Genomic DNA, 25598 nt, shown 5'->3' on the forward strand with positions numbered 1-25598 from the left:
TAATATTTATAGGACTGGAAAAATGGAAGAAGCAGTTTTGTTGGACGGAATCCGCACCCCTTTCGGAAATTTCGGCGGAACATTAAAAGACGTAAGCGCAGTGGATTTAGGAGTATTAGTTTCTAAATCCTTGTTGGAAAGAACAGGAGTGAGTCCTTCCGATATAGGTGAGTCTATTTTCGGAAACGTGGTACCCACCGGAAAAGAGGCTATCTACTTAGCAAGACATATAGGACTCAAAACCGGATTACCTATCACAGTTCCAGCTTTGACCTTGAACAGGCTTTGCGGTTCCGGAATGGAAGCAATCATACAAGCAGCTAAAAAAATCTACTTGGGAGAATCTGAAGCGGTTCTTGCAGGTGGATCCGAATCCATGAGCAATGCACCTTATGTTGTGCGTAACGCAAGATGGGGAATTAAATATGGTTCTGCTGAATTCGAGGATTCATTAGAGCAAGGATTAACCGACCAATATGTTGGTCTCATCATGGGAGCTACTGCAGAAAATCTTGCTGATCAATATAAGATCAGTAGAGCAGAACAAGATGAATGGGCTGGAATTTCTCAAACAAGAGCAGAGAAAGCTACGGTAGAAGGTAGACTAAAAGAAGAAATTCTCGCTGTAACCGTTGGCGGAAAAAAACCGGTTACATTAGAAAAAGATGAATTTATTAAAGGTGCAGCTTCTATCGAAAAACTTTCAGGCTTAAGACCTGCATTTAGGGACGGCGGAACTGTCACCGCGGGAAATGCATCCGGTCTGAATGATGGAGCTGCGGCGACTATTATTACCTCAGCTTCTTACGCAAAAAAGATAGGTAAAAAACCTTTAGCGATCATTAGAGGATATGGACATGCAGGATGTGATCCTGCGAAAATGGGAATCGGACCTGCATTAGCAATTCCTATCGCATTGAAAAAAGCGGGCTTAAAACTTTCGGACATGAGCCTTGTAGAAGTAAACGAAGCATTTGCAGCTCAGTATCTTGCAGTCCAAAAGGAATTGGGCTTAAATCCTGAGATCACTAATGTAAACGGTGGAGCGGTCGCAATCGGACATCCACTCGGAGCAAGTGGCGCGAGAGTGACCATCACTTTGGCTTATGAACTTAGAAGAAGAAAGGCAAAATACGGAGTCGCTTCTCTTTGTATCGGCGGAGGTCAAGGGATCGCCCTTATTCTGGAAAACCCAGAAGCCTAATAATAAAAAGACTAGGTCCCGCTTTGGTTTGCAGGACCTAGTCCAGTTCTCACTTCCCTAGTTTACGCTTTTATAATCTTTTTTCCAATTCGAAAGTTTCTGCCAAAAGTTCGTAAGAACGAACCCTATCTTTAAAATCGTACGTGATAGTAGAAACCACTACTTCATCTATTCCATATTCTTGGGTCAGATCGAAAATCCTTTTTTTGACCGTATCAGGAGTGCCCACAATCATTCTTCCCCGATTATGTAGTAACCTGACCCTTTCCATATCCGAATACACGTACGGTTTAATTTCCTCATAAGAAAGTATACCTTCGCTAATTCCTTTTTCAATATTTAAAAGTTGTCTGTCCATTACAGCCTGTAGTTCTTCTGCCTTCTCTTTTGTATCCGCACATAACACAAAAATACCAACGCTTGCTTGAGGAGTTGGAAGGCCTGCAGAAGGTTGGAATCTTTCCTTGTAAGCCTTGATACTCGCAAATCCTCCGGTAGGATTGATAAACTGGGCAAAAGAAAGAGCCATCCCGAAATGAGCCGCAATCAAAGCACTTTCTCCACTCGAAGTTAATATCCAAAGTTCAGGACAGGTTTCCGCAACCGGGATCGCTTTTACTTTCTCCTGAATGGAATCGGGCTCTGCATTATCCGTCAAAAAATCTCGTAAATCCATCAATTGTTGGATAAAATCATTCTGAACAAAACTGTTAGAAGGATTTAGTATAGCAGCCGTTAGTCGATCTCCACCGGGTGCCCTACCGAGTCCAAGATCTATCCTTCCTGGAAAAAGAGTTTCGAGCATCCTAAAATTTTCGGCCACCTTAAGAGAGCTATGATTTGGAAGCATGATCCCGCCGGAACCCATACGGATCCCTTTCGTTTCGCCGGCAAGATGAGAAATCAAAACTTCAGGAGAAGACCCGGCCAGTCCCAGAATATTATGATGTTCTGAAACCCAATATCTGTGATAACCCAATCTATCGGTAAGCTTCGCAAGTTCGATCGTCTCTTGGACCGCCTGAAATGCGGTCCCACCTTTGCGGATCGGAGACTGATCTAAAACACTTAATCGGATCATATCAGAATGCAGACTTGACCACACCCCCATCCACTCGGAGTGCAGCACCATTCGTTGCGGAGGAAAGTGGAGAAGAAAGATAAACTGCAAGATTTGCGACTTCTTCTACTGTTGCGAATCTTTGTAAAAGAGAGGTAGGTCTCGCGTTTTTGAAAAATTCTTTTTCTACGGTTGAAGTAGAAACATTTTGTTGTTTTGCAAGATCTTCTAAAAATCCTTCTACACCTTCGGAACGAGTTGGTCCTGGGAGAATAGAATTTACAGTAACATTGGTTCCTTTTGTAAGTTCAGCAATTCCTCTGCCTAAAGAAATCTGAGCACTTTTTGTAACTCCATAATGGATCATTTCATTCGGGATCTGAATTCCGGATTCACTGGATATAAATAAGATCCTCCCCCAATTTTTTTTGAGCATAGAAGGTAGATAAGCTCTGGAAAGTCTGACTCCACTCAGAACATTCACTTCGAAAAATCGGATCCAATCTTCGTCTGGGATCTCTACAAAATCTTTAGGTTCAAAGATCCCAACATTATTCACAAGAATATCAACATTAGGAAATTTTGATGCGATTTTGTTTACTTCTTCTTTGTTAGAAAAATCCGCCTCGATTCCGAGGAGATTTGCTTTGGGGATTTTTTTGTGAATGGTAGAGATTGCTTCTTCTACTCTTGCTTTGGTTCTTCCGTTTATAATTACCTGGGCTCCTTCTGCTGCTAGGCCTGTGGCGATTGCGAGTCCGATTCCGGCGGTTGATCCGGTGACTAATGCGATTTTATCTTTGAGTTGAGTATCCATGTATTGTTTTCCATTACTTAGACGAAGCTAACGCAAGACTAGGCAAAAACGGTTTTGGTCCATGACTTGGTCTTAGGTCGGCTTCAGATTAAATCTTAAGATCAATAGTAAGATATTTTACAACAATTTTCGGGTTGTGCTAAATTCAAAAAATCTTTTATACTTAGCCAAACAAATGATCTTCAGTAAAGAAATCCAATCCCCTTTAGGAATACTTCTCGCAGGTGCGGTGGAAGAAGGTATCTGCCTTTTGGAATTCACCGAAAAAGAGAGATTGGAACTCCAACTTACTCGGCTGAAAAAAGTTTTCGGTGAAGATATCCAACCGGGGGAAAGTAGATTTTTCCACCAATTAGAAGATCAGCTTAAGGAATATTTCGAAGGTAAAAGAAAAGATTTCGATATCCCTCTTGTAGTTTTAGGTACTGAATTTCAGAAAAAGGCTTGGGAAGCTTTACATTCCGTTGTTTACGGAAAGACAAATTCTTATGAGGCTCAGGCGATCCGGATCGGAGACAAAAATGCGGTCCGTGCAGTAGCAAAAGCGAACGGAGAAAATCGGATCGCTATTCTGATCCCATGTCATAGGATCGTAGGAAAAAGTGGAGATCTAACAGGATATGGCGGAGGGCTCTGGAGAAAAAAATTCCTGCTCGAATTAGAGCAAAAATTCTCTGATTCTCCTACCTTACCTTTTTTCCGAGATGAATGACGGATATTATACTCCCGGGAAATGTAACCCCTTCGAATGGAGACCAACCACTTTTACTTTTTATATCTTCTTTTTTGAATGTAGTTGGAGTATTAAAATCCAGAACTGTAAAACTTCCGCAGTAACCTTCTTCAATTTTTCCGAAACCTTTTCCGTATTCTTTCGGCAAAAACTCAGCTACAAAATCTCCCGGGTTTTCTGCACATATCTCCGAAATTTTTTCCAAAGAAATTCCTGCCGTCTTATGCAACCAAGTTACAAATAAAGAATAAGTATCCAGTTGAGAAATACCGGATGTTCCTTTTAGTTTTTCCTCTATAGAATGAGGAGCATGATCCGTAGCTAAAAAGTCGATCCAACCTTCTTTTACTCCTTGGAGTAGAGCCACTTTGTCTTCCGGTCCTCTTAGAGGTGGATTCATCTGAAACCAATGACGATTTTCATCCGTAAGCATGGTTCGATCAAAATAGAGATGAGTAGGGGTTACTTCACATTTTACTTTGACCCCCCTTTTTCTAGCTTCGATGATCTTCTTTAAACCTTCTTCCGTAGAATAATGGCATAACTTTCCAACGAGCTCATATTTTTCGATTAGATAGAGTGCAAAGTCCGTAGCTAAAGTTTCGGCAATAGCGGGCCTTCTATCTTCATGATACGTTTCATTCTGGCTCTTTTCTAAAATTTCAGGATCTTCACAATGAAAGCTAACATTACAACCTTTGTAATGGCGAATCGTCTCTTCCAACTGCTCGTTTGAATAAAAGAATAATTCTCCAATAGAAGGACCCATGAACGCCTTGTAAGGAACATGAGCTTTTAGAGGTTTTGTATGAGGACCTATGCCCGCATACAAAGTGATCCGAACAGGAGAATGATCCGCGAGTTCTCTTTTTTTAGAATAAGTAATATCGTCAGTAGGAGGGATCGGATTATTTGGCATGTCCGCGATATGGATTACACCTCCGTTAATCGCAGCATTTCCTGCAGATAAAAAATCTTCCTTATATTTGTGTTTTCCCGATTCGTCTTCTCTTGCATGTACGTGAATATCGCCGAAGCCGGAAAAGATTACAAATTTTTCAGGATCGAATACAAGCTCTTCTGCATTAGAAGATTGTAATATTTTGTCTTTTTGAATGGAAAGTATAAGGCCGGTTTTCGGATCCAGCTCCACCGTCCCCATAAAAGATCCTTTGGAGTTTTGGAATTTTCCCGAAATTTTTCGAATCTGAGCAGCCATTAGCCCAGTATATCTCAGGCGCCTTTTTTTTCTATCGCATTCAAAAGTTTTGTAACTGCCGCAGAAGGTCCCTGCTCTTTACGGATCTGGACTGCAAGATTCCTAGCCTCATCCAAACGATCCGTATGATAATACATATCCGCCAAATGCAGATTGTTTTGAGTATGTCCCTCGGAAATTGATCTCAATTCTTCCGACAAACGGATGGCCTCTTGGATATCCCCGGTTTTTTTAGCACAATAAGACAGGATAAAAAGCATCTCCGGATCTTTTACAATTCCCATCTCTCTCAATTCCCGGGCCGCCATATACGCAGTTTGGTAATCTTTGATCTTCAAACCTAATTTTAAGATCAGCTTTGAACGAACCGGATGTGAATCTTGGCTTCCTTGTAGATCGGAAAGGAATTTTCTCAATTCCGAAACTGAACTGGTTTTTTTGATCCGATCCGAAATTTCTTTCCAGGAAGAAATTCCGCCACTCGATCTGGGCCCAGCTTCGCTCCGACTAAAAGAAGAAGATTCGGAACCTTCTTCCGTTCGAATGGATTGGATCATTCTATTAAATTGATCCGCTAAACTACCGATCTCATCCCAAGCTTCCGGATGTAACTCTCTTTGCAGATCTCCTTCGGTAGCAAGCTCCAATGCGGAATACAATCTATCCAAAGGATGGATCACAAAGAAGGAGAAAAACGAATTGATCGCTATGGAAAAAAGAAGAAGACAAACTAAAAACGCAAGTACCGGTTTTTTCAGTAATCCTGTCTCAAAAGCCAAAAATTCCTGATACGGGATACCGATCTCTTTTATCTGGGTTTTACCGGGAGATTTTTGGATTACGGAATAATAATATTCTCCCATTACGAGTCCTGGGATCCTTCTGAAACGAGGTTCTCCTTCAGGGATCAATTCTCTCATTTGGTCCAACGCAAAACTGCGCAATGCCTCTCCTTCTGCAGAAGAGTTTTTCACTGAACCGGAAAGTATTTTTAAGAATAAAGCGAACTTCTCCTCTTTGCCGTCAGGAGATATTTGTTCCAAGATCCCATCGCGAATATCTTTAGGAGGGAGATTTCTGATCTTTTTACGGACCTTCTCCAAACTTTTCGAAAAGTTAATTAAATTTTCAGAATATTTATCGGAACCTTTCAAAGATTCCGCAACCTTTGCATAAGAAGGAAATTCCTTATTCAAAGAAGAAGGATTATTCCAAATAAAGGAAAGGATCAAATCTCTTTTAGATTCCGCAAAAAAAGAAGTTTCTAATCCTCCGGAAGCGGTCAGGACAAAACCGTCGTTATCTTGCACGGAAAGCAAATAAGAATCAGGTGACAAATCCTGAGCCTTTAATCTTTCCTTAACCGTTTCGTTAAAAGATTCCAATCCGGGTTGTAAGAAAAGCCAACTACTTCCTTGGAACACGAATAATATTAATAATACGATCCCGAGTAGAATGGGAGATCTAAGACTGAAGGCTTCTCCGGAGGCTCTTAAGTGGATCAGCCAGGCCAAAAACAATGCAGTCAAAAAGATTGGATTCCAAAAAGAAAGTCCGATGGATCTATCTATAGGATAAGCAATCTCCTTCAGATGAAAAAGTATAGTAGTGCCGAGAAGAAGTAAAAAAGGTACCCAGAGAGAAAGAGCCATCAACTGTATATCGGATCTATGGGCTTGAAAACCTCTCCAAACCCCGAAGAGTAATATTACAGAAACATAAAGAATCCCGAACCAAAATATAACTCTCTCATCGGCCCTATGGATTACGTCGAAGACACCTCCGCCGAAATCGTAAACAGGTTTAGCGAATATTGTTCCAACTATATGAAGGACCAAAATGCTTAAGGCCAGAAAGTACCCTGCGCCTAATAAGATCCTTCCAGTCTTTTCTGAGGCTTGCGAATTCAGCTGGAAAAAATATAAACAAAGATGGGCGCAAAGCAAAAATGCGGAAGGTAAAGAAACCCATCTATGTAAGAAAGAAAGAGGATGGAAAAAAGAAGTCCCAAGTAAAAAGGAAAGCTCGAGTAACGCGCAATATAGGAATACCCAGCCTAGATGAAGAGTTGTTTCATACTTTTCCTTTCTAACTAGAAGAAAAAAAGCGCAGAGCCCGGAGAGAAGAAATCCGGTAAGATAACTGACGCTGGAAAAAGTTAAAACAGCCATGATGAATGGATTACATCATTTCACACAAATGACTGCGAATTTGTTTGTGCTGGGACTTGGAGAAAAATCTCCACTGCTCAAGTTTACGGTCATATAGTCCCCTTTGTCTCCAGCCGCACTTGTAGACCAAAACAGTCCGATAGTTTTGATCTTTTTATCTGCCCTTTTGGAGAATGTTTTAAGCTCTTCTTTATCAGGAAGTCTCTTTCTTCTGGAAGAACAATAACGAACTGCATCTTCCCAAGCTACAGGAGATCCTGCTTCTTCGTCCCAACCATGTTTTCCATAAACAGGAGTCTTATCTAAATATTCCTGAACGATAAAATATCCGAAAAATACGATCAATGCGGCTGCGAGAAATCCAATAACTTTTACGAGAGTACCCGAACTTCCTCCGGGTTGAGGAGCCTTCATCGGAAGTTCTTTCATCGTTTCTGAAATTTTAGTAGCTACGGTATGCTGTTGGTGGCGATTCGAACGACCATGATCCGGTCTTTTTTTCTGCTGATGACCGCGGTTTCCTGCACCTGGGTGTTTATGGGAAGATTCTTGTTTTTTATTCCCGGAAGTTTTGCGGGGAGGCTTACGACGGTTCGCCATAAAGTGGGTTATCCTTTCAGTCGATGGATTTGGACCTATTTACTCTAAAAGGCCCTAGACGAATTTTAAAATCGTCCGTAAAAGAATCTCTACCAAGACTAGCTCATTTAGTAAAGAAAAAACCGCCAGCTTGAAAGGAAAGCCCCTAGTCATACTTAAAAAAGGTCGAATGTTTCCAGTATAGCCGAAAGGATTGTCCCAGAATGCAGACGATTCGAATCGGATTAATTGGTGCAGGTACAGTCGGCTCAGGAGTTCTTAAAATTCTTTCGGAAGAATCCGCAAGATTCGAAAAAGAATACGGTATATCCTTAAATGTACATACGATTTGTACCCGAACCCCCTCAAAAATCGCCCCTATTTCGAAATTATTTTCTAAAGTAAAAATAACAGACGATTACAAACAAGTGGTGGGAAACCCTGAAATCGATACGATCATCGAACTTGTAGGTGGTACAACAATCTCCGAAGAGATCGTATTGGGAGCTTTGCAATCCAAACAGACCGTAATCACAGCTAATAAGGCGCTTCTTTCCGAAAAAGGAGAGATCATCTATAGAACTGCAGAAGAAAATCATACCGAAATTGGATTCGAAGCTTCTGTGGGAGGTTCTATTCCGATCATTCGAGCAATACGGAATTGTCTGGCAGGAGATAAGATCCTCGGACTTTATGGGATCTTAAACGGAACAACTAACTTTATTCTTTCTAAAATGGAAACAGAAGGGTTAGATTATAAAGAAGCTCTAAAACTCGCTCAGGAAAAGGGATTTGCAGAAGCAGATCCAAGCTTCGACGTAGAAGGTATTGATACCGCTCATAAGATCAGCATTTTAGGATCCCTGGCCTTCGGAGAAAAAATTCCTCTACAAAACATAGTCGTCGAAGGTATAACAAAGATTACACGACTCGATATCGCATTTGCTTCAGACCTGGGTTATAGAATAAAGTTACTCGGTCTTGTAAGAAAATTGGACGGCAAGGTAGAAGCTAGAGTCCAACCGGTAATGATCCCAAAACACCACGCATTCGCAAGCGTGATGAACGAAACTAATGCAGTGTATTATAAAACAGCATTTGCGGGCCCGGGTTTGATCGTAGGAAAGGGCGCAGGCGCTTTGCCTACTGCTTCTGCAGTGGTTTCGGATCTGATCTATTACGGCTCAAGACGTGGCAAAAATCTTCCGATGGAAAAGAACAGATTTCCAAAAGCATCCATATCGGAAGCCAACCAAACAGAAGCCAGATATTATCTGAGATTTAATACCTTGGATCAACCTGGAGTTTTGGCGGAAATTGCGAAAGATTTGGGAACAAACGGGGTATCTATTTCTTCTGTCCGTCAAAACGAATCGGAAAAGGAACCTGCAGAAGTTGTAGTGGTCACACATCCTTGTGTGGAAGCTTCGATTTCTGCATCTTTAGGTAGGATAGATACGTCCGAAGTGGTTTTAGAACCCTCTGTTGCTATCCGGTTGGAAGACAAATTGTAAGAGCCTGTCCCAGGCTCTTGAAGCCCGGGATCAAATAGTTATCGATAACATGAATTATGGGACGGACTATAAAATTATGAGCGAATTTCCCTGCACATTGTCCTTACATGAAGGGTTCGGGGAATCACATTTGGATTTATTTTTGGATATTGACGGAAATTCTCGTCTAATCACCTTCGGAACAATCGCATCCTATTGGGATTTGCTCCAAAGTGGATCGAAAATAACTTTTCAAAGAAAGAAAGATCACAGAAGGATCTATCTGGACTTAGAAGGCGAAATCGAAGAGAAGGGGCAACTTAGGATACTTTTTCGTGGGTCCGCAAAAACGGATTCCAAATCGGAAGAAGTCTCCGGATGGACGGAATTGACAGCCACCATCAAAGACGGAACAATGATTCTTTAACGCGGATCGGGACAAAATGGCAAAAACGGAATTCGAAGGTCTATACATAGAAACTAAAAAAGACTCTGTCGGGGACAAAGAAGTTCTAGTCGTCATCATGAATGGAAAAGTGACGAACTCAAACGCTTTCGAAATTTCCAGAAAGATCAATTTCGTTTTCGACGAAGGAATCTATGAGATCATCTTGGACCTTTCATCTTTGGAATATATCAATAGTGTTGGTGTTGCGACACTTTTAACCCTGATCAAAACCGTAGACCAGCATAACGGAAAGATCGTGATCGGAGGTTTAAATCACTTCTTAGAGAATGTGATCCGATTGATGGAATTACCTAAAAAAGTGGCGATCTATCACACCCTGGACGAGGCCAAAGCAGTCTTTAAATAATACTTTCTTGTTTAGAAAGAATATCCAAATATTCTAAAATTCCTTTGGCAATTGTCTCCTTAGAAGCGGGACCAATTTCCTTTTTGGAACCTTCTTTTCCATAAACAATCACACTGGTATCTAAATCACCGAAACCCTTAGAGTCTTTACCTACATAATTGCCTACGATAAAATCCAGATTTTTCTTCCTAAGTTTACCAAGCGCATTTTGGTCCAATAAATCGGTCTCTGCGGAGAAGCCTATACGCAGAATATCTTTCAGATTTTGGGTATGGATCTTTTCGTGAACGGAAACGAGTATATCAGGGTTTTTAATCAGTTCCAGAACTAAGGTATCACTACCTTCTTCTTTTTTTATTTTGGATTCATTCGCATTTTTAGGGCGAAAGTCCGCAGGGGCAGCAGCCATAATTAGAATGGAAGAAGAATCCACTTCTTTCAGAACAGCATCCCTCATCTCGAGAGTCGTTTCTACCTTTATAATTCTTGCACCTTTAGGTTCTGAATACTTTGGTTCAGTCAATCCTCGGATATAAACAATATCTTTCACTAAGTGAGTCGCTTCTTGGGCCAAACAATATCCCATTTTTCCGGAGGAAGCATTTGAGATAAAACGTACAGGGTCGATCCACTCTCTAGTGGGTCCCGAAGTTATTATGATTTTTGAATATTTACCCAAGATAAAACATCTTAATGAGAAGTTTTTAGATATAATTCCAGAATCCTTTTTTGCATTACCGGAACATCGGCAAGTTTGCCGTAACCTTCGTCACCACAAACCACTACTCCTTCCTGAGGATCTAAGATGATCACTCCGTCTTCTTTCAAACGTGCAAGATTTCTTTGTGTGGCAGGATGAGTGAACATATTTGGATTCATTGCTGGAGCAACTAATACAGGACATTTCGCAGCAAGATAGGTAGAAGTTACAAGATCGTCCGCAATTCCGTTAGCCATTTTTGCAATAATATTTGCAGTAGCCGGGACCACTGCGATCACCGCCGCGCGATTCCTTGCATCAATATGAGCCATTCCATGCTCATACTCATCTACCTGGACTTTTTTACCGGTAAGAGCCTCGAACGTGATCGGACCTATAAACTTGGTGGCATTTTCCGTCATGATCACGGAAACAGGATAACCTTCTTTGGTAAGATTACGCACCAGTTCGCAGGCTCTAAAGGCTGCGATACTTCCGCTGACCGCGATCAAAATATCCTTTTTGTCCATACTTACAGATTCAGAACCATTCGATCAGATTTACAACTTAAATCGCAAAAGAAGAAGGAGCAGAAAGCCTCGTAAAACGAACGGTCATGATCTTGTTCCCATCCATTTTTTCTACGGTCAGCTTACCTTCAGGAATCGCAACTTCGGTCCCTTCTTTGGGCATATCTTCTAACTTCTCTAAAATAAAACCTGCGATGGTACGAATATCGTTTAGCTCTTCTTCTTCGATGCCTGTTAGGATCTCTTTTAGTTCGTCGAGCTCGGTTTCTCCGTCAATATCGAATGCATCAGGAGAATGTGATGGAACAGCATCCGTTTCATGATCGTCGGTTTCGTCCCGGATCTCGCCGAAAACTTCTTCCACTATATCTTCCATAGTAAGTAATCCCGAAACCCCACCGTACTCATCGATCACGATCGCCATATGTTGTTTTGCGAGCCGCAACTTCTGAAGGACCTTTTCTATCGACATACCTTCCGGAACCACGATAGGAGATTGCATGATTGTAGTTACTTTCGCTTTTTTGTTCCGTTTAGATTCGGAAAGCCATGCGAGATACGCCTGAACGTGGATAATCCCTACTATATTATCAGTAGTTCCATCATACACAGGATATCTGGAAAAATGATGTTCTGCGATGATAGAAAGAACTCCATCCATTTGACTGTCTGCAGGAATCCCCACAATACTGAGTCGATGAGTCATCACATCCTTTGCCAAATGTTCGGAGAACTGGAAAGTGTTTTGGATGATCTGAAATTCTTCCTGGTCTATATTTCCCTGTTTATTCTGCTCCTGAATCAGGATCATCAATTCCTCTGGGGAATGGATGATACGATGAGAGTCTTCCTTAAACCCGATTCTTTTCAAAATAAAAGAAGTCATTCCATTTAAGAAAAACGTAATAGGGAAAAATAAATAATAAAAGAAGAATATAGGGGCGCTTGTTACCAAGGCCAAGGTTTCCGTTTTTTGAATAGCAACAGTTTTAGGAAGAAGTTCTCCCAAAAGAATATGCAAAAATGTGATCAATGCAAACGAGATCGCAACTGCCACCCCATGGACCGTTAAATCGGAATCAGGATAACCTGCGTAATGAAAAATAGGCTCTATCCAACTGGACAGATAACCTTCTCCCACCCAACCTAAAAGTAAACTTGCAATTGTGATCCCCACCTGACAGACAGAGAGCATATCGTTCAACATGCTGGCCGCTTTTTTAGTGAGAGCCGCCATAGGTCTGCCGTCTCTGATCAATTCTTCCAAACGAGAAGGTCTGATCGAGACCAGGGCAAATTCTGCGGACACGAAAAATCCGTTTGCAAAAATAAGAAGAAGAATTACGAAAAATCCAATCACGTCCATTAACGGCAAGATCTTCCGAATGTAAGATTTAGGCAGATTGCTAGATCGAAAGAATAAAACAAGGTGGGAAAAATATGGCTATGGTCCGGAAAAATCCGGCTTCTACTGTCGGGGTCCATCTATCTGTGATACCATCCCTGAAAAACGATGCATTGTCGAGTGTTTTGGAGCCGAAAAAATGAAAATTTCCCCTTTTACCGGACCCGGTTTAAACGGGTTACTCAGCGTTTCGGACCATTTTTAGGACTCTAGAATTCAGGTTCGGGTCCCCATTTTCATTTGCGAGTCTTTCTAATAAATTTATGTCGGATTCCGACTCAGGATTCCAATATTTAACAAAATAAAGGCGAGAAGTTCCGGCGGATAACCAGAATCTAGCCCAGTCCAGAAAATCTTCGGATTTATCTCCCCAACCGGAACCATTAAGAGAATCCTTAGTGAATGCAATCCTGTCCGGTAAATTTCTAAAATCCAATCTACGTTTTGCTTTTCTGAAAGATATAGAATCGGATCCACAAGACCATTCATAATCCCTAAGACCATTAGGAGATTTAGAAGTCACTTTCATATTCCAAACAAGTAACGCAGACTTCCCTTGGAGTAATTTAGATCCATCATAATATTGTAATGGAAAGGATTGCCAACCCAAATGACCTTCCCCTTCCGGAAGGTTTTTAGGGAAAAGATTCTCACAAGCAGGACCGAATACTTTTTTAGCAGAATCTGATTCCTCTCTTTTATCGAATCTTAAAAATAATTTAATCTCAGAATCAGGGAATTCCTTTCTCAGATATTCTGCCGCTTCTACTCCAGGTGAATTCAGATAAATTTGAATTTTGTCCTTTTTGGAAAAAGATTCCATCGTATTTCTTAGAGCAGATTGAGCAGTATAACTGGAAGGATTATCCGTATTCAATTCTCTTGCTTCCAGCTCGGAAGAATCGCCGTCTTTATGAAATAGAAATACTCTCTTATCTTTCACAAAAACAGCAATAAGCGGATGAGTTAACTTTTTGAAATTTGCATTTCTGAGAGGATCCGATTCTTCCCTAATCCGAGAAAATTCCTTGGTTCTCATTTCGGACCAAGCGGATTTCCAAGGTTCTCTTCCAGGAGGATAAAAGCCTTTATATCTAGAAATTCTAATATGGGTCTTAAGGATCGCAATATCCGGAGGAGAATCATCTTCTTGAAGTTCCGAATTTTCCTCGTAATGAATCATAAAAGAAAGTAGATCATTCGTATAACCGTGTCTGGTATAAAAATCAATGGCAGAGTTCTCTAAACTTTTGCTTCCGAAAGAAGGAGGGAGATAATTTTTGATCTCGAAAGTTTTATCGTCCGTAATACCGGAAGCAGAAATTTTAAGAGCTTGGTCTAAGAAACTTTTCACTCCTCTTAAGTTAGAAGATTCCTTATGAGAAAGAAATAATCCATTCAAGCGGATCCATTCCTCTTTATAAGAAGGATCTTCTTTTAAAATTCCGCCGGCTTTGGTGAACTCAATGATTGCTTTCCTGAGATTATTGGTTTTTAACTGCAAAAACCCGTGGAGCAATGTGGCAGAATATTCTACCCTTCTCCATCCCTTACTTTGCGCTAGAAAACTTAAGTCCATGGCAAGTTTGGAAGCTACTTCGGGTTCGTCTTCCGAAAGTATTTGAATAATTCTTAATTTAGTAAATAGATCATCTTCCGTTAGATTTTTAGGAGTACTGACCGACTGCAAAGCATCCACTGCTTTATGAGAATTTTTGGATTTCCAAACAGCGACGGACACCAAGTCGCGAGCACTATTGATCGGAATAGGTTCTCCTAAAAATGGATGAAGTATCTTAGTAGACCAATGTAAAAAATCCAAATTCAAATAATATTCCAAAGCTCTTGTAGGTTCACCTTGCAAATAGGCAAGAGTTCCTAACTTTAGATATAATGAATTTTTATAAGTGGGAGCCATCTCCCCTTGTCTCTCAATAATATACTTTAAAACTTTTTCGGCGGAATTCGGATCCCCATCTACCAAGTAGTAATATGCTAATTTTTCATAAGAATGAGAGAGCATTCTTCCGCCCAGATTTTCGGATACAATTCCTATTTTAGAAAATTGGATCGCATCTCTTGCAAATCCTAACTCGGAAAGATAATCCGCAATATTTGGGAGAAAATTAGATAAAAAAGGAATATGTTTTAGCTCCTTCTCCTCCGGATCAGTAACTCCGGGAAAAGGAGAAAGTATCCTCTGTAGATTTGTATATTCCCGATCATGGTTCGGATCCGAAAGTTTGAAATCCGCCATATAACTTCCGAGACGAAGTGTTCTACAAAGTGAATAATATTGTTTTTTAGGAGAACATTTGATTTTATCTGCAGGTTTTTTATAGAGAAGAACGTTACGCGTCGATTCTACTAACTCCTTTTGATAAGTATCTCCTGCAGGAGGATTCCAAACTTTTAGAAAATTTTCCCCGTTCGTTTTTTTGGAAAAGTAGATATCCTGGAAATAAAGTAGAAGAACTTCTGCAAAACCTAGATCTTTTTCCTTTCGGATAGTATTGATCAGATTGGAAAATTTCCCGGAATCTTTATTGAGAAGTAAATACTCTCCGGCTAAAAGTGCAAACTCTGATTTTTGGACTGGATTCAGGCCTTCCGGAAAAGAATTAAAATCAGTTTCTTTTGTAAGAACGTTTTTGCCATCCATCAAAAGATAAAAATTACCCGGAGAACCGGTCCAACCGTAGTCATTACGGGTCTGTGCGGAAAGAGATGTACAAAAAGAACAGAATGAAATTAATAAAAATGGAATATACTTTAAAATTAGGCCAATGCCGCCTATTTTACGAATATTTAAAATTGCATTTTGCAAGGGAATCGATCGCGATTTAAGTCCGGTTTATAGACCTTCTCTTTTTAAGTCACGGCCCATTAAATCTCTAACAACCTCCTTGGGATTCTTATGCTCGTAAAGCATTTTATACACCTCGGTGGTGATGGCCATTTCTATGCCTAATTTCTGGGATAATTCGAATCCACTTTTTGCGGTTTTTACGCCTTCTGCAACTTCTACCATGCCGCCCAGGATAGATTCCAGACTTTCTCCTTTTCCCAATCTAAAACCAACAGTCCTATTTCTGGAAGCATCTCCACAACAGGTTAAGATCAAATCTCCCATTCCGGATGGTCCTAAAAAAGTAAGAGGGTCAGCACCCAATTTAACTCCAAGTCTGGAAATCTCCGTTAGTCCTCTAGTGATTAAAGCGGCTCTTGTATTCTGCCCGAATCCTAATCCGTCGGAAACTCCTGCAGCAATCGCGATCACATTTTTTAAGGAGCCGCCTACTTCTACTCCTACCACATCGGGTGTCCAATAGGTCCTAAAATAAGTGAAACTGAATATTTCCTGTACCTTTCTTGCTGTTGCTTCGTTTTTAGAAGCGATACTCACAATCGTAGGTACACGTTTGACTAATTCTTTTGCAAAACTAGGTCCGGAAAGATAAGATAATCTACTGTGAAATTTACCGGGAAGTTCCGCTTCGAAAATTTCGGAAACCAGCCTGAGACTTCCATTTTCTATTCCTTTACTTGCGGAAACAATAGGTGCCTTTTCAGGAAGGAAGGATTTAATCTCTTTTAAAATATCAGTGATTGCATGAGAAGGAGGAGCAGAAACGATCATGTCTTTGTCGCGGACGGCTTCTTCTAAACTTGTGCTTCCTTTTAAATTTTTAGGAAGATCTATGCCCGGTAGATATTTTTCGTTCCGATGGTTCTCGTTAATCTCTTGGATCAGTCCAGAGTTCCTTCCCCAAATGGTAACCTCATAACCTTTGTCCGCCAGTAACACACCTAAAGAAGAACCAAAACTTCCAGATCCGATAACGCCGATTTGCATGAGATACCCTTTCCCCGACTAACCCTAGGGAGTGATGATCCTGACCTGGAAAGCCTAAACGGCAAGAAAAAAAAGAACGGAAATAGGAAGGCCTTTGCATTCTTATTTTGGCATAAAATAGAAATGAAGTTTACCGACCAAATCCGGAGGATTAACTTTGTTCTTCCATGCTCGATTTGCGGAAACTTTCGGGATTCAATCTTTTAGATTTTCTGACGGGAAAAAATTCCTTCGAAGAAAAAGCCTTAAGAAGCAATTACAGGATCGCCGTTTTACTTCATTCTTTGAATAAGGTTCTGCAAAAAAAAGTGGTAGAAGGTACGGAAGATCTGGAGTCCCTAGTGATGGATTCCGGTCGGGGTGTTTTATACCTTTCCGGACATTACTCTATCCAAGGACTGGCCTGGTCCAAAATTTTAAGAACGAATCATATCAGGTACAAACTCTCTTTACGACCCGTGAAGGTAGACGGAAACAGAGTTGTGTTTAAGATCGAAGCATTTAGGCTCTACGATCATAACCCAAGGTCAATCGATCCGATACGAATTTTTTCCAAAGTTTTCAAATTCCATCGAAAATTAATTTTAGAAGAGATCGTCGAAGAAATTCCGGAAATACTATCCCTTACGGATATAGGAAATGAGATCCGAGTCGACTTAAATTATTTTTTAGCGGAAATTCCGGAAGTGGCAGGAGCTGTCACCGTCCAAAAAGTAATCCCCGAAAAAGGAAATGTATTCTTATTCGTGCGTTCCAATACGATTTTAAAACCGCTATTGGATTTTTTTGGTCCGGACTATCTGAGAATAGAACCGATTTCGGAGAACGAGGACAGTATGCTCATGCTGTGGAGGGATTAGAAAGATTGGACATTATCGCGGGTTTTTCAAGAATCAGTATAGAAAGGGTCAAACGGCTTTAAGTCGTTTAACATATAATTTAGGATAAGTCCAAATGAGGATCATTTACCTCACCGATATCCACGACGGACTCAGAGGATTGAAAGAAGTCCTACTAGGAACCGAATGCGACTTGTACCTTTTCTCCGGCGATATAATCTACAAAGCCTTTTTCAACCCAGAACGTATCATCGAATTTGTAACACTCCAAGAGGACATGTATCGGATCATGGATGATATCAAAGAAGATATCAATCCTTACGATTATGCGACAAGAGCGGTACGTTTTCCGGAGAAATACCAACCTAACGTGGTAGAAAAATCCCACGATTACAGAAGATTATTCCACCAAGCCGCAAAAACGATGAAGGAAAAATACGAACTCATCGAGATCATCATCCAAAAATATGCGAAAGCACCTGTCTGGTTACTACCGGGAAATTATGATATAGATCTTCAATACTCCGCGTTATATGAAAGAGACCTGCATAGAAAGACCTTCGATATGGAAGGATTAAAATTTGCAGGTTACGGTGGAGCTCCTGTCATCACTTCGGGTATTCCCGAAAAATTAGCGGTTAAATTCCACGAATACAATCGTAACGGAAAAAATTATAGCGAACCCGAAGATTTCTTTAAGGAAGAAAATCCGGACATAGTTGTAATCCATAATCCTGCGTATGGATTCTTAGATAAAATCCCAAGTTTTGGACATGTAGGTTCCCAAGGGATTAGAAGATATTTAGATGATTATACCCCTTCTTTAGTGGTCTCCGGTCATGTTCACGAAGACCAAGGGATCGTAAAAAAAGGAAAAACAGTGTTTTTGAATCCTTCTAATTTTGGGCCGGTGGATTCGGTTTTCGGATTTCAACCCGGAGGCTTCTTCTCGGAAATAGAATTAGAAAAGGATCTTGTAAAAAAAGTAAAATTGAATAGACTATCGGATCACTCAATTCGCCAACTTTTAGAGGTCGATTGCTCTGGAGACAAGTTAGGGCTTGTCCATGTAAGCAGCGATTCGGAAGTATCGGCGGAAGATTTTATCCGATAGCTTTATGACTCTTCCTAAACTCAGTTCGAACTCCAATATACAAAAATTCGTAGGTTTGAAAAAGTTTTTCAGATCTCACGAGACCGGAGTATCCAGAGAAAGAATAGAAGATTTCAAAAAATTTAATAAACTCATCAACTACGGCGGAGACGAAGTAGCATTCGATATCCTGGGTTCCTTAAATTTCGGCCAGGCCACAAGTGATTCCGACACAGACATTGTAATGTATACCAGATGTGAAGAAGGTAAAATGGGAGAATGTGGACTGGAAAATTGTTATAAAATTTCCCTGTTCAAGCATATGTTCCTAAATCTGGTTACCTTTGAACATAACTCTCAGGCATATAAATTAGAGATCGTGGACTCTATCAATCTGAACCAATTGGAAAAAGATATAAAAGATAAGAATGCAGATTCTGCCTTACTCATCCGTTTTTGTTTTTATAGATCCATTTGTAGAGGGGTGAATCGTAGGCTTCTTCATAAATACGAAAACATGATCTCGGAGAATCTTCCTCTTTGGGAAAAAATTTCCGAATCGTTAGAAGAATGTTTCGAAGGTATAATCAAGTCTTCCCAACATACTTACTCTTTCCATAAGTACGCCGGAAGATTAGCAGATAAGGGAATTAAATTGCCGGGCTCTATGGCGGAGAAAATAAAGGATTATCTAAAACAATGATCACTTTTCTCACCTTAGTCGCTTGTTTGGCTGCGGCTGCGATATTCTTCCACGTATTATATACGGTAGATACAAAACGTTTGGATAAAAAAGCGTCCAAACGACCTAAAGATAACGAGTATGGAAATCCCAGAAAAGTATATGGTGGAAATTGGGATCCGAATCTTCCTCGCCCTAGACTTTGCCCTGTATGTGGTCGGTTCTTGGATAAGAATGAATATTTATACGCAGTACTTTTTGAGCCCGCAACACCTGGAGCAAAACGACAAGCTCGGATTTATGGTTGCCGTTATTGTTACCTAGGATTGGATGATTCGAGTTCGGCTCCAGAGGAAATGGTGCAAAATTCTCCTCAACCGAAACCAGTCCAGGATGAAGAACTCGGTCTCTGATAAAAAAAATTCTAATATTTCCCTAACTAGCTCCATCGGAGTAGTAAAAGGTGTTGGTCCTAAAAAGCAGGAGGTTTTGGAATCCGTTGGGATCAAAACCATTCAAGATCTTTTAGGATGGTTTCCTCGTAGATACTTAGATCGAAACTTAACGGAGAACATACTTCTCAAGCAGGGAGAATCGGTTACCTTAATTCTGGAGGTGATCGATTCTTATCTAGCTCATGGAAAAAAATCCAGACTGGTAGTTTCTGCAAAAACAAAAAACAACGAACCGATCAGTTTAGTCTTTTTTAGAGGGATCCAATTTTTCCGTAGGGTTTTTCAACCTGGGATTCTTGTGGCTGTTACCGGCAAGTTGGAATATTTCAGAGGATTCCAACTCATGCATCCGGATTACGAAGTTCTATCTTACGGTGGAAATTCCGACATTTCGGAAGACGATCTTCCGGAGAGTATCCATACAGGACGGATCATTCCACTTTATCCTACAACCGAAGCCATGAGAGATGAACATCTTAACTCCAGGGAGCTCCGGAAACTTATCCATTTTGCATTAAAACTTTTGGAAGGTAGAATCCAGGAAATTCTTCCGGCTCAAGTGGTCAAAAAAAGAAATCTTATGGATCGAGCTCAGGCTTATAATGAGATCCATTTTCCCACAGAAGACGAACAATTGGGAAGAGCAAGGACCAGATTTAAATACGAAGAATTATATTATTTTAATCTTCTGATAGATTACAAACGTTCTCAAAGAGCAAAAATACCTAGAGTTCTTTGGCCTCTTCCTGAATCCAAAACCGCAAACGATCTGATCAAAAATCTGCCTTTCGAGTTGACCCCGGATCAGAAAGAAAGCCTGACAAAAATTTCAGAATGGACCAAGTCGGACACTCCTGCTGCAATCCTATTACAAGGAGATGTGGGGTCCGGAAAAACCCTTGTGGCACTTTTGACTGCCCTCAAATACACGGACAATCAGGTCCAGGTTTGTATGGTGGCTCCTACCGAAATTTTGGCCAGACAACATTACCAAACCGTAATGAACTTTTTAGGCAATATGCCTTTCTTACGAATAGAACTTTTGGTCGGAAAAGAGCCCAAAAAGACCAGGGCAGAAAAAATATTCAGAATCAAAACTGGAGAATCTCTCTTTATCATAGGAACTCATAGCGTTTTCCAGGAAGATGTGACTTTCAAAGATCTGGGGCTTGCCATTATAGACGAACAGCATAAGTTCGGAGTGGAACAAAGAGAAACATTAAGAGCCAAAGGAAAAAATCCGGACATTCTTGCTATGACAGCAACTCCTATTCCAAGAACACTTTGTCTCACTCTATACGGTGATTTGGAATTAGTGACTTTAAAAAATCGTCCAGCCGGAAGAATACCGATCAAGACCTTATGGTTTACCGAAAGCAAAAGATCTGGAGTTTATAAATCCATCCAAAAGTACGTCTCTCAAGGAAGACAATGTTATATAGTTTACCCATTGGTAGAAGAATCCGAAAAATCGGATCTGAAATCTTGTATAGAAGCTTATGAAACATTAAGAAAAGATGTTTTTCCGGAATTCAAAGTGGGACTTCTCCACGGAAAAATGGAAACTTCTGAAAAAGACCGGATCATGAAATTGTTCCAGCAAAACGAGATCAATATCTTAGTAAGTACTACTGTAATAGAGGTTGGAGTGGATGTTCCGAATGCTTCCGTGATGGTCATTGAACATTCGGATAGATTCGGGATCTCTCAGCTTCATCAGTTGAGAGGGCGTGTAGGCCGGGGAAAACACGAGAGTTTTTGTATCTTAATTTCAGACTCCAAAATTACGGAAGAAGCAAGATATAGAATACAGGCCTTAGTAGACTCCGACGATGGATTCTTCTTATCGGAAGCGGACTTGAAATTAAGAGGCCCAGGAGAATTGCTTGGGGTAAGACAAAGTGGACTGCCAGACTTTAAGATCGCTGACTTACGAGAAGACAGTCAATGGATTGAGATTTCGAGAGAAGATGCAGCTCAGTTCGGGAATTTAGGAGATCTGGAAAAATCGGAAATCGTTTCTAGATTTTCGGAAGGCGCTTTGTTATTTTCGAATTAATAAAAATGTTTCCCGGCCGGCCGAAATTTCAACCGACCAAAAAACATATCTCGTTCTAAAGAATTAATAGATAAACGGAATGATTGTCGCTCTAGGATTCAAATCGCAGGTAAATCCTCCGAGATCCACAGTCAGCAAGTTGATAATCAACGCCTCATTTGCGCAATCGTCCACATCCGATTTATTATAGTATTTATCTTCTTCTACTTTTGCTAATTGAGGAGCAAGAATAGAAAGAACTTCAAAGCCGCTTACTGCGGATCCAATAACTGCACTTGTCAAAATGATACTTTTTGCTTCTTTTCCATCAACGGTATCCGGATAGGATAAGCCGACTGCATCGAACAGAACACAATTGAACGTTAATACCAGAGGCAGAAGAAGAGTGATGATTTTTTTCATCCAGGGTTCTCCCAATTTGTTTTTTACAAAAAATTTCCAATTAGAGCTTAACTTCAACCGAATTTCCTAGGTAATGCAATACAAATTTCCGGATTTCAAGGCAGGGGTTTGTCATAAAGTCCCAGAAATTTCTGTAGTAACATTTGTGTCTTTAAAGGGATTTGGATCATTAGAAAATCCCTTTTCCCCAAGTCGGCAAAGAAGAATATGGAATTATGCTATTCCTATTCCGATGTTTAGTACTAGTTCTGATTTTTGGTATCTTCTCCCTAAACTCCCAAACGACAGACGAAACCTATCAGGGAGTCTCGGAAACTTCTTACCTGATCGGAGATTTTCCTAAAGAAAAAGCTCTCGTGTCCTTTACAAATCCTGGAGATACAAGACAGTTCTTCTTAAGAAAAGAAGCCAAGGCCGCTTTCTTAAAATTGAAACAAGAATATAAAAAAGACAATCCCCAAGAAAGGCAAGAGCCGTTTCTAATTTCTGCTCATAGGTCTTTTTCGGATCAAAAATCCATTTGGGAAGATAAGTATTCGGGAAAGAAGAAGATGAGAGAATCTGTAAAAGGCAAAACTCCTTCTGAGATTATTTCTTTAATTTTAGAATTTTCGAGCGCTCCCGGCACTTCCCGCCATCACTGGGGAACAGACATGGATATCAATGCTTTGGAAAATTCTTACTTTGATAAAGGAGGAAAAGGGGAAACATTCTATCATTGGATGAAGAAGAATGCTCATAAATTCGGATTCTGCCAGCCTTATTCAGCCAAATCGGAAAGAGGTGGAAAAGGTTATAATGAAGAGAAATGGCATTGGTCTTACGCTCCGCTCTCCAACAAATTCCAAAGAGCCTGGGTGGATGCCTATAAAAAGGGAAAATTAAATTTTAAAGGGAAATTCCAAGGATCCGACTTTTTAGGAGACCTACCCCTGGAATACGTGACTTCTATCAATCCGGACTGTGCCAGAATCGAGTGAATATAAGAATGCGTGTTGGAGTTCCAACACGCAGAACTTTTAATTATCTGTGGTTCATGACTCCACGATCACTGTTCCTAAAGAACTTAATGATCTGAAGAACTTCAGGAGGATGACCTGATTCCTTTTCCAGTTGGTCCAAAGCAGTTCTATAATTTAGACCTGAATGATAAATCACCTTGTATGCGTTCTTAATCGCCGATCTTGTCTCAGGAGAAAATCCGCCTCTTTTCAGACCCACAGTATTTAAACCGATGATCGTACAAGGGTTTCCGTCAGCAGTAGCAAAAGGAGGAACATCCTGAACTACTTTAGAACAACCTGCTATCATCGCATAATCGCCCACAAAACAAAATTGGTGAACCGCAACTAAACCAGAGATAAATGCTTTATTACCAACCGTAACATGTCCTGCCAAGACGAGACCGTGAGTTAGAATATTATCATCTCCTAAAATACAGTCATGGCCTACATGGGCATTCCCCATTACGTAGTTTCTATTTCCGATAATAGTGGGAGAATCCACCTTAGTTCCCTTGTGAATATTGGAATATTCCTTAAAAGTATTATTATCTCCGATGATCGTTTTGCTAGGAGTGCTAGGATCAAAACCTAGATCCTGAGGACCTACTCCGATTACCGCTCCATGATGTACTTTGTTGAATTTACCTAATTTAGTACCTGCGAAAATTCGGGCTCCGGTTTCGATTACGGTTCCTTCGCCGATTACCACATCTTTTTCTATAATTGTATACGCACCGACTTCGACGGATTCGTGTAATTCCGCTTTCGAATCAACGATGGCTGTTGGGTGAATTTTCATTAAGTTTCGCCTCTTAAATCTTCCATAATACGAAAATCGACGTGGATTTTTTATTCAAGCTATAAATAATTGGGGTCGGTAAAGGGCTCAGGGCTTCGTCGAATTTTGGAAGCCGGATCTAAATACCAAACGCGGTTCGGGAAGGAGAATTCTATGTTGGTGGATTGGTCTCGTCTAGATTCCCTAAAACAAGGCGATGATGAAGATGATATTATCTGGCTGGAAGAAATGGTACGTTCCTTACGCAAGAACATGAACAGTCGTTTAGAGAATATCAAAACCTTCACTGACGAAAAGAAAAGCGTAGAACTCCAGGCAGAATTACACCAGACAAAAGGTGTCGCCGCAAATTTCGGACTCGCCGGAGTTCAAAAGAATGTTACAGAGGCTGAACTAAAATTGAAGGAAGGAAACTTAGAGGCCTGTTTGGCCCTTTGCCAGGAACTTCCGAGCCTTTGGGAGCAAACCAAAAAAGAATTAGCTCCCAAATTTCCGGAATAGGCCCGACCTCGGACTTATTTTTTTCCCTTACGTTCCAAAAAATAAGAATCTACCTTATCTGTTAGAGGTTTAATTTTTTCCTCATAGGTTAAAATAGCTTCTACCGTTTTTTCGTATAGAGACATGAGAAGTGCCTGAGCCGCATCACACATCTGTTCTTTACGGAACTCCTCAACATGTAAGGTTTCCGTAATGGACCCATCCGGGTTGAATGGAAGAGAAGCCAGCAAATTGGAAACCACGATCTTATCATCTCCAGCAACATGGCTTGGGTCGAAGATCACAGGAAGAATTGTCTGGTTCTTAGCGTGAGTAATCACGTTCAGGTCCGGAGTATTACGGCAATATCCTTCCTTGATGAAAAGAGTTTTCACTCCTCTTTCACAAAGAACAATATTCAAATTTCCTTGATTAGCAATATATTCTGCAGCAGAGAACCATTCGATAGCTTCGTTACCGAAACCTCTTTTTAAGATGACAGGTTTGCCCGTACGACCTACCGCTTCTAAGAGTTCGAAGTCTTGAGCATTTCTTGTTCCGATCTGGATCATGTCCGCATGTTTGGAAACTTCTTCCGCCATGGTATGGTCCATAACTTCGGTTACATAAGGAAGGCCGGTTTCTTCTTTTACTCTATCGAGTAATTTGATTCCGTCCCAACCCATTCCTCTCCAATCAGTCGGACGAGTTCTAGGTTTGAATGCTCCACCTCTAAAGATGATACGATCCAAGATCCCGAATTTTTTACCGATCTCTACCGCTTGTTTTGCGATAGTAACAGTTTGCTCATAAGTCTGAGGAGAATCTGGACCAACTAGAAAAATATGTTTCCCTGTTCCGAACTTACGAACTAATCCGTCTTTTCCATGAACTTCTACAATTCGGTTTTCGCGATGGACCACTTCTCCGTTTTTACCGGCAGCAGTGCGTGCGATATTTTTATAAGGCAATGATACGTTCCAAATTCTAGTCACACCAGGAAGTTCTTTCACATAACCTTCCTTGTCGGAGATCTTACGGGTATCCCCGATAAAATGAATGGTATCGGATACGACCGCTCCGCGAATGATCTCGGTGGCGTTCCCACATTCGGAGGCCAAAGCCTTTATTTTTGCTTCGGTTTCCGGATATCCCTTCTCCAGTTCGACTATGTCCACGTATCTTCCGTCCTATCTTTGTTCG

General features: G+C 40.7%; 25 protein-coding genes. 12 read left to right on the forward strand and 13 right to left on the reverse strand.

The window, feature by feature from the left end; all coding sequences use genetic code 11:
• Positions 1 to 22: 22 nt before the first annotated feature.
• Positions 23 to 1204: an acetyl-CoA C-acetyltransferase gene (locus CH365_RS04920; protein WP_100767504.1), complete on the forward strand. Its 1182-nt coding sequence runs from the start codon at positions 23 to 25 to the stop codon at positions 1202 to 1204.
• A 70-nt stretch (positions 1205 to 1274) separates the two neighbouring features.
• Here CH365_RS04920 and CH365_RS04925 read toward each other — a convergent pair whose 3' ends face one another.
• Positions 1275 to 2285, reverse strand: coding sequence for an LLM class flavin-dependent oxidoreductase (locus CH365_RS04925; protein WP_100767505.1), 1011 nt, complete (start codon positions 2283 to 2285; stop codon positions 1275 to 1277).
• Between the two features lies 1 nt (position 2286).
• A complete protein-coding gene (locus CH365_RS04930) occupies positions 2287 to 3081 on the reverse strand; it encodes an SDR family NAD(P)-dependent oxidoreductase (protein ID WP_100767506.1) in 795 nt (264 codons plus the stop codon).
• Positions 3082 to 3256: 175 nt separating this feature from the next.
• Between CH365_RS04930 and CH365_RS04935 the strand changes: the two genes are divergently transcribed.
• A complete protein-coding gene (locus tag CH365_RS04935) occupies positions 3257 to 3793 on the forward strand; it encodes a methylated-DNA--[protein]-cysteine S-methyltransferase (RefSeq protein ID WP_100767857.1) in 537 nt (178 codons plus the stop codon).
• Here the strand turns inward: CH365_RS04935 and CH365_RS04940 are convergent.
• From CH365_RS04940 to CH365_RS04950, 3 genes are read right to left on the reverse strand one after another with little or no spacing between them, the layout of a single operon-like run.
• Positions 3765 to 5033, reverse strand: a complete 1269-nt coding sequence (locus CH365_RS04940) for an amidohydrolase family protein (protein WP_100767507.1) — start codon at positions 5031 to 5033, stop codon at positions 3765 to 3767. The genes CH365_RS04935 and CH365_RS04940 overlap by 29 nt on opposite strands.
• 14 nt (positions 5034 to 5047) lie before the next feature.
• Complete coding sequence (locus CH365_RS04945; RefSeq protein WP_100767508.1) at positions 5048 to 7204, reverse strand: HAMP domain-containing protein; 2157 nt, start codon at positions 7202 to 7204, stop codon at positions 5048 to 5050.
• Between the two features lie 15 nt (positions 7205 to 7219).
• Positions 7220 to 7804 (reverse strand): LIC_10572 family protein, encoded by a 585-nt coding sequence (locus tag CH365_RS04950; protein ID WP_100767509.1) that lies wholly within the window; start codon positions 7802 to 7804, stop codon positions 7220 to 7222.
• 203 nt (positions 7805 to 8007) lie between these two features.
• On the opposite strand from CH365_RS04950, the gene CH365_RS04955 reads away from it, so the two are divergent.
• The 3 genes from CH365_RS04955 (at position 8008) to CH365_RS04965 (ending at position 10091) form a co-directional block, all read left to right on the forward strand.
• Positions 8008 to 9297: a homoserine dehydrogenase gene (locus CH365_RS04955; protein WP_100767510.1), complete on the forward strand. Its 1290-nt coding sequence runs from the start codon at positions 8008 to 8010 to the stop codon at positions 9295 to 9297.
• A gap of 76 nt (positions 9298 to 9373) precedes the next feature.
• The gene (locus tag CH365_RS04960; RefSeq protein WP_100767858.1) at positions 9374 to 9703 is read left to right on the forward strand and encodes a hypothetical protein; all 330 of its coding nucleotides are present in this window, start codon (positions 9374 to 9376) and stop codon (positions 9701 to 9703) included.
• A 16-nt stretch (positions 9704 to 9719) separates the two neighbouring features.
• Positions 9720 to 10091 carry an STAS domain-containing protein gene (locus tag CH365_RS04965; RefSeq protein WP_100767511.1) on the forward strand — a complete coding sequence of 124 codons (372 nt, stop codon included), beginning with the start codon at positions 9720 to 9722 and terminating at the stop codon, positions 10089 to 10091.
• Here the strand turns inward: CH365_RS04965 and CH365_RS04970 are convergent.
• From CH365_RS04970 to CH365_RS04990, 5 genes are all read right to left on the reverse strand, one after another.
• The gene (locus CH365_RS04970; protein ID WP_100767512.1) at positions 10084 to 10770 is read right to left on the reverse strand and encodes a phosphopantothenoylcysteine decarboxylase domain-containing protein; all 687 of its coding nucleotides are present in this window, start codon (positions 10768 to 10770) and stop codon (positions 10084 to 10086) included. The two genes, CH365_RS04965 and CH365_RS04970, sit on opposite strands and share 8 nt — an antisense overlap.
• An 11-nt stretch (positions 10771 to 10781) precedes the next feature.
• A complete protein-coding gene (locus tag CH365_RS04975) occupies positions 10782 to 11321 on the reverse strand; it encodes a phosphopantothenoylcysteine decarboxylase (protein ID WP_100767513.1) in 540 nt (179 codons plus the stop codon).
• A gap of 37 nt (positions 11322 to 11358) precedes the next feature.
• Positions 11359 to 12687, reverse strand: coding sequence for a hemolysin family protein (locus CH365_RS04980; protein ID WP_100767514.1), 1329 nt, complete (start codon positions 12685 to 12687; stop codon positions 11359 to 11361).
• A 217-nt stretch (positions 12688 to 12904) separates the two neighbouring features.
• Positions 12905 to 15553: a tetratricopeptide repeat protein gene (locus CH365_RS04985; RefSeq protein WP_100767515.1), complete on the reverse strand. Its 2649-nt coding sequence runs from the start codon at positions 15551 to 15553 to the stop codon at positions 12905 to 12907.
• Between the two features lie 27 nt (positions 15554 to 15580).
• Positions 15581 to 16582, reverse strand: a complete 1002-nt coding sequence (locus CH365_RS04990) for an NAD(P)H-dependent glycerol-3-phosphate dehydrogenase (RefSeq protein WP_100767516.1) — start codon at positions 16580 to 16582, stop codon at positions 15581 to 15583.
• 167 nt (positions 16583 to 16749) lie between these two features.
• Here CH365_RS04990 and CH365_RS04995 point away from each other — a divergent pair, with 167 nt between their 5' ends.
• The 5 genes from CH365_RS04995 (at position 16750) to recG (ending at position 21710) form a co-directional block, all read left to right on the forward strand.
• Positions 16750 to 17442, forward strand: coding sequence for a hypothetical protein (locus tag CH365_RS04995; RefSeq protein WP_100767517.1), 693 nt, complete (start codon positions 16750 to 16752; stop codon positions 17440 to 17442).
• Between the two features lie 94 nt (positions 17443 to 17536).
• A complete protein-coding gene (locus CH365_RS05000; RefSeq protein ID WP_100767518.1) occupies positions 17537 to 18535 on the forward strand; it encodes a metallophosphoesterase family protein in 999 nt (332 codons plus the stop codon).
• 4 nt (positions 18536 to 18539) lie between these two features.
• Positions 18540 to 19217, forward strand: a complete 678-nt coding sequence (locus CH365_RS05005) for a hypothetical protein (RefSeq protein ID WP_100767519.1) — start codon at positions 18540 to 18542, stop codon at positions 19215 to 19217.
• On the forward strand, positions 19214 to 19609 hold the full coding sequence (locus tag CH365_RS05010) for a hypothetical protein (protein ID WP_100767520.1): 396 nt from the start codon (positions 19214 to 19216) through the stop codon (positions 19607 to 19609). Before CH365_RS05005 ends, CH365_RS05010 begins: the two co-directional genes overlap by 4 nt.
• The gene (recG, locus tag CH365_RS05015) at positions 19590 to 21710 is read left to right on the forward strand and encodes an ATP-dependent DNA helicase RecG (protein WP_100767521.1); all 2121 of its coding nucleotides are present in this window, start codon (positions 19590 to 19592) and stop codon (positions 21708 to 21710) included. The genes CH365_RS05010 and recG overlap by 20 nt, the downstream gene beginning before the upstream one ends.
• Positions 21711 to 21773: 63 nt before the next feature.
• On the opposite strand, the gene CH365_RS05020 is transcribed toward recG, so the two are convergent.
• Positions 21774 to 22112: a TIGR04452 family lipoprotein gene (locus tag CH365_RS05020; RefSeq protein WP_100767859.1), complete on the reverse strand. Its 339-nt coding sequence runs from the start codon at positions 22110 to 22112 to the stop codon at positions 21774 to 21776.
• Between the two features lie 215 nt (positions 22113 to 22327).
• Between CH365_RS05020 and CH365_RS05025 the strand changes: the two genes are divergently transcribed.
• Complete coding sequence (locus CH365_RS05025) at positions 22328 to 23092, forward strand: M15 family metallopeptidase (RefSeq protein ID WP_100767522.1); 765 nt, start codon at positions 22328 to 22330, stop codon at positions 23090 to 23092.
• Between the two features lie 43 nt (positions 23093 to 23135).
• Here CH365_RS05025 and lpxA read toward each other — a convergent pair whose 3' ends face one another.
• On the reverse strand, positions 23136 to 23915 hold the full coding sequence (lpxA, locus tag CH365_RS05030; protein WP_100767523.1) for an acyl-ACP--UDP-N-acetylglucosamine O-acyltransferase: 780 nt from the start codon (positions 23913 to 23915) through the stop codon (positions 23136 to 23138).
• Between the two features lie 153 nt (positions 23916 to 24068).
• Between lpxA and CH365_RS05035 the strand changes: the two genes are divergently transcribed.
• Positions 24069 to 24416 (forward strand): Hpt domain-containing protein, encoded by a 348-nt coding sequence (locus tag CH365_RS05035; RefSeq protein WP_100767524.1) that lies wholly within the window; start codon positions 24069 to 24071, stop codon positions 24414 to 24416.
• A gap of 14 nt (positions 24417 to 24430) precedes the next feature.
• Here CH365_RS05035 and CH365_RS05040 read toward each other — a convergent pair whose 3' ends face one another.
• Entirely contained in the window at positions 24431 to 25573 is a 1143-nt protein-coding gene (locus CH365_RS05040) for an N-acetylneuraminate synthase family protein (protein ID WP_100708092.1), read from the reverse strand.
• Positions 25574 to 25598 lie beyond the last annotated feature (25 nt).

The sequence above is a fragment of the Leptospira neocaledonica genome, from assembly GCF_002812205.1.
GTDB classification, from domain to species: Bacteria; Spirochaetota; Leptospiria; order Leptospirales; family Leptospiraceae; genus Leptospira_B; species Leptospira_B neocaledonica.

Coding starts and splice junctions, on each gene's coding strand:
- CH365_RS04980 (WP_100767514.1), bottom strand. CDS start 12,687: ATGGACGTGATTGGATTTTTCGTAATTCTTCTTCTTATTTTTGCAAAC.
- CH365_RS04990 (WP_100767516.1), bottom strand. CDS start 16,582: ATGCAAATCGGCGTTATCGGATCTGGAAGTTTTGGTTCTTCTTTAGGT.
- CH365_RS05000 (WP_100767518.1), top strand. CDS start 17,537: ATGAGGATCATTTACCTCACCGATATCCACGACGGACTCAGAGGATTG.
- CH365_RS04960 (WP_100767858.1), top strand. CDS start 9,374: ATGAGCGAATTTCCCTGCACATTGTCCTTACATGAAGGGTTCGGGGAA.
- CH365_RS04995 (WP_100767517.1), top strand. CDS start 16,750: ATGCTCGATTTGCGGAAACTTTCGGGATTCAATCTTTTAGATTTTCTG.
- CH365_RS05010 (WP_100767520.1), top strand. CDS start 19,214: ATGATCACTTTTCTCACCTTAGTCGCTTGTTTGGCTGCGGCTGCGATA.
- lpxA (WP_100767523.1), bottom strand. CDS start 23,915: ATGAAAATTCACCCAACAGCCATCGTTGATTCGAAAGCGGAATTACAC.
- CH365_RS04945 (WP_100767508.1), bottom strand. CDS start 7,204: ATGGCTGTTTTAACTTTTTCCAGCGTCAGTTATCTTACCGGATTTCTT.
- recG (WP_100767521.1), top strand. CDS start 19,590: ATGAAGAACTCGGTCTCTGATAAAAAAAATTCTAATATTTCCCTAACT.
- CH365_RS04955 (WP_100767510.1), top strand. CDS start 8,008: ATGCAGACGATTCGAATCGGATTAATTGGTGCAGGTACAGTCGGCTCA.
- CH365_RS04935 (WP_100767857.1), top strand. CDS start 3,257: ATGATCTTCAGTAAAGAAATCCAATCCCCTTTAGGAATACTTCTCGCA.
- CH365_RS04930 (WP_100767506.1), bottom strand. CDS start 3,081: ATGGATACTCAACTCAAAGATAAAATCGCATTAGTCACCGGATCAACC.
- CH365_RS04965 (WP_100767511.1), top strand. CDS start 9,720: ATGGCAAAAACGGAATTCGAAGGTCTATACATAGAAACTAAAAAAGAC.
- CH365_RS04975 (WP_100767513.1), bottom strand. CDS start 11,321: ATGGACAAAAAGGATATTTTGATCGCGGTCAGCGGAAGTATCGCAGCC.
- CH365_RS05005 (WP_100767519.1), top strand. CDS start 18,540: ATGACTCTTCCTAAACTCAGTTCGAACTCCAATATACAAAAATTCGTA.
- CH365_RS04950 (WP_100767509.1), bottom strand. CDS start 7,804: ATGGCGAACCGTCGTAAGCCTCCCCGCAAAACTTCCGGGAATAAAAAA.
- CH365_RS05020 (WP_100767859.1), bottom strand. CDS start 22,112: ATGAAAAAAATCATCACTCTTCTTCTGCCTCTGGTATTAACGTTCAAT.
- CH365_RS04920 (WP_100767504.1), top strand. CDS start 23: ATGGAAGAAGCAGTTTTGTTGGACGGAATCCGCACCCCTTTCGGAAAT.
- CH365_RS04940 (WP_100767507.1), bottom strand. CDS start 5,033: ATGGCTGCTCAGATTCGAAAAATTTCGGGAAAATTCCAAAACTCCAAA.
- CH365_RS05035 (WP_100767524.1), top strand. CDS start 24,069: ATGTTGGTGGATTGGTCTCGTCTAGATTCCCTAAAACAAGGCGATGAT.
- CH365_RS05025 (WP_100767522.1), top strand. CDS start 22,328: ATGCTATTCCTATTCCGATGTTTAGTACTAGTTCTGATTTTTGGTATC.
- CH365_RS04925 (WP_100767505.1), bottom strand. CDS start 2,285: ATGATCCGATTAAGTGTTTTAGATCAGTCTCCGATCCGCAAAGGTGGG.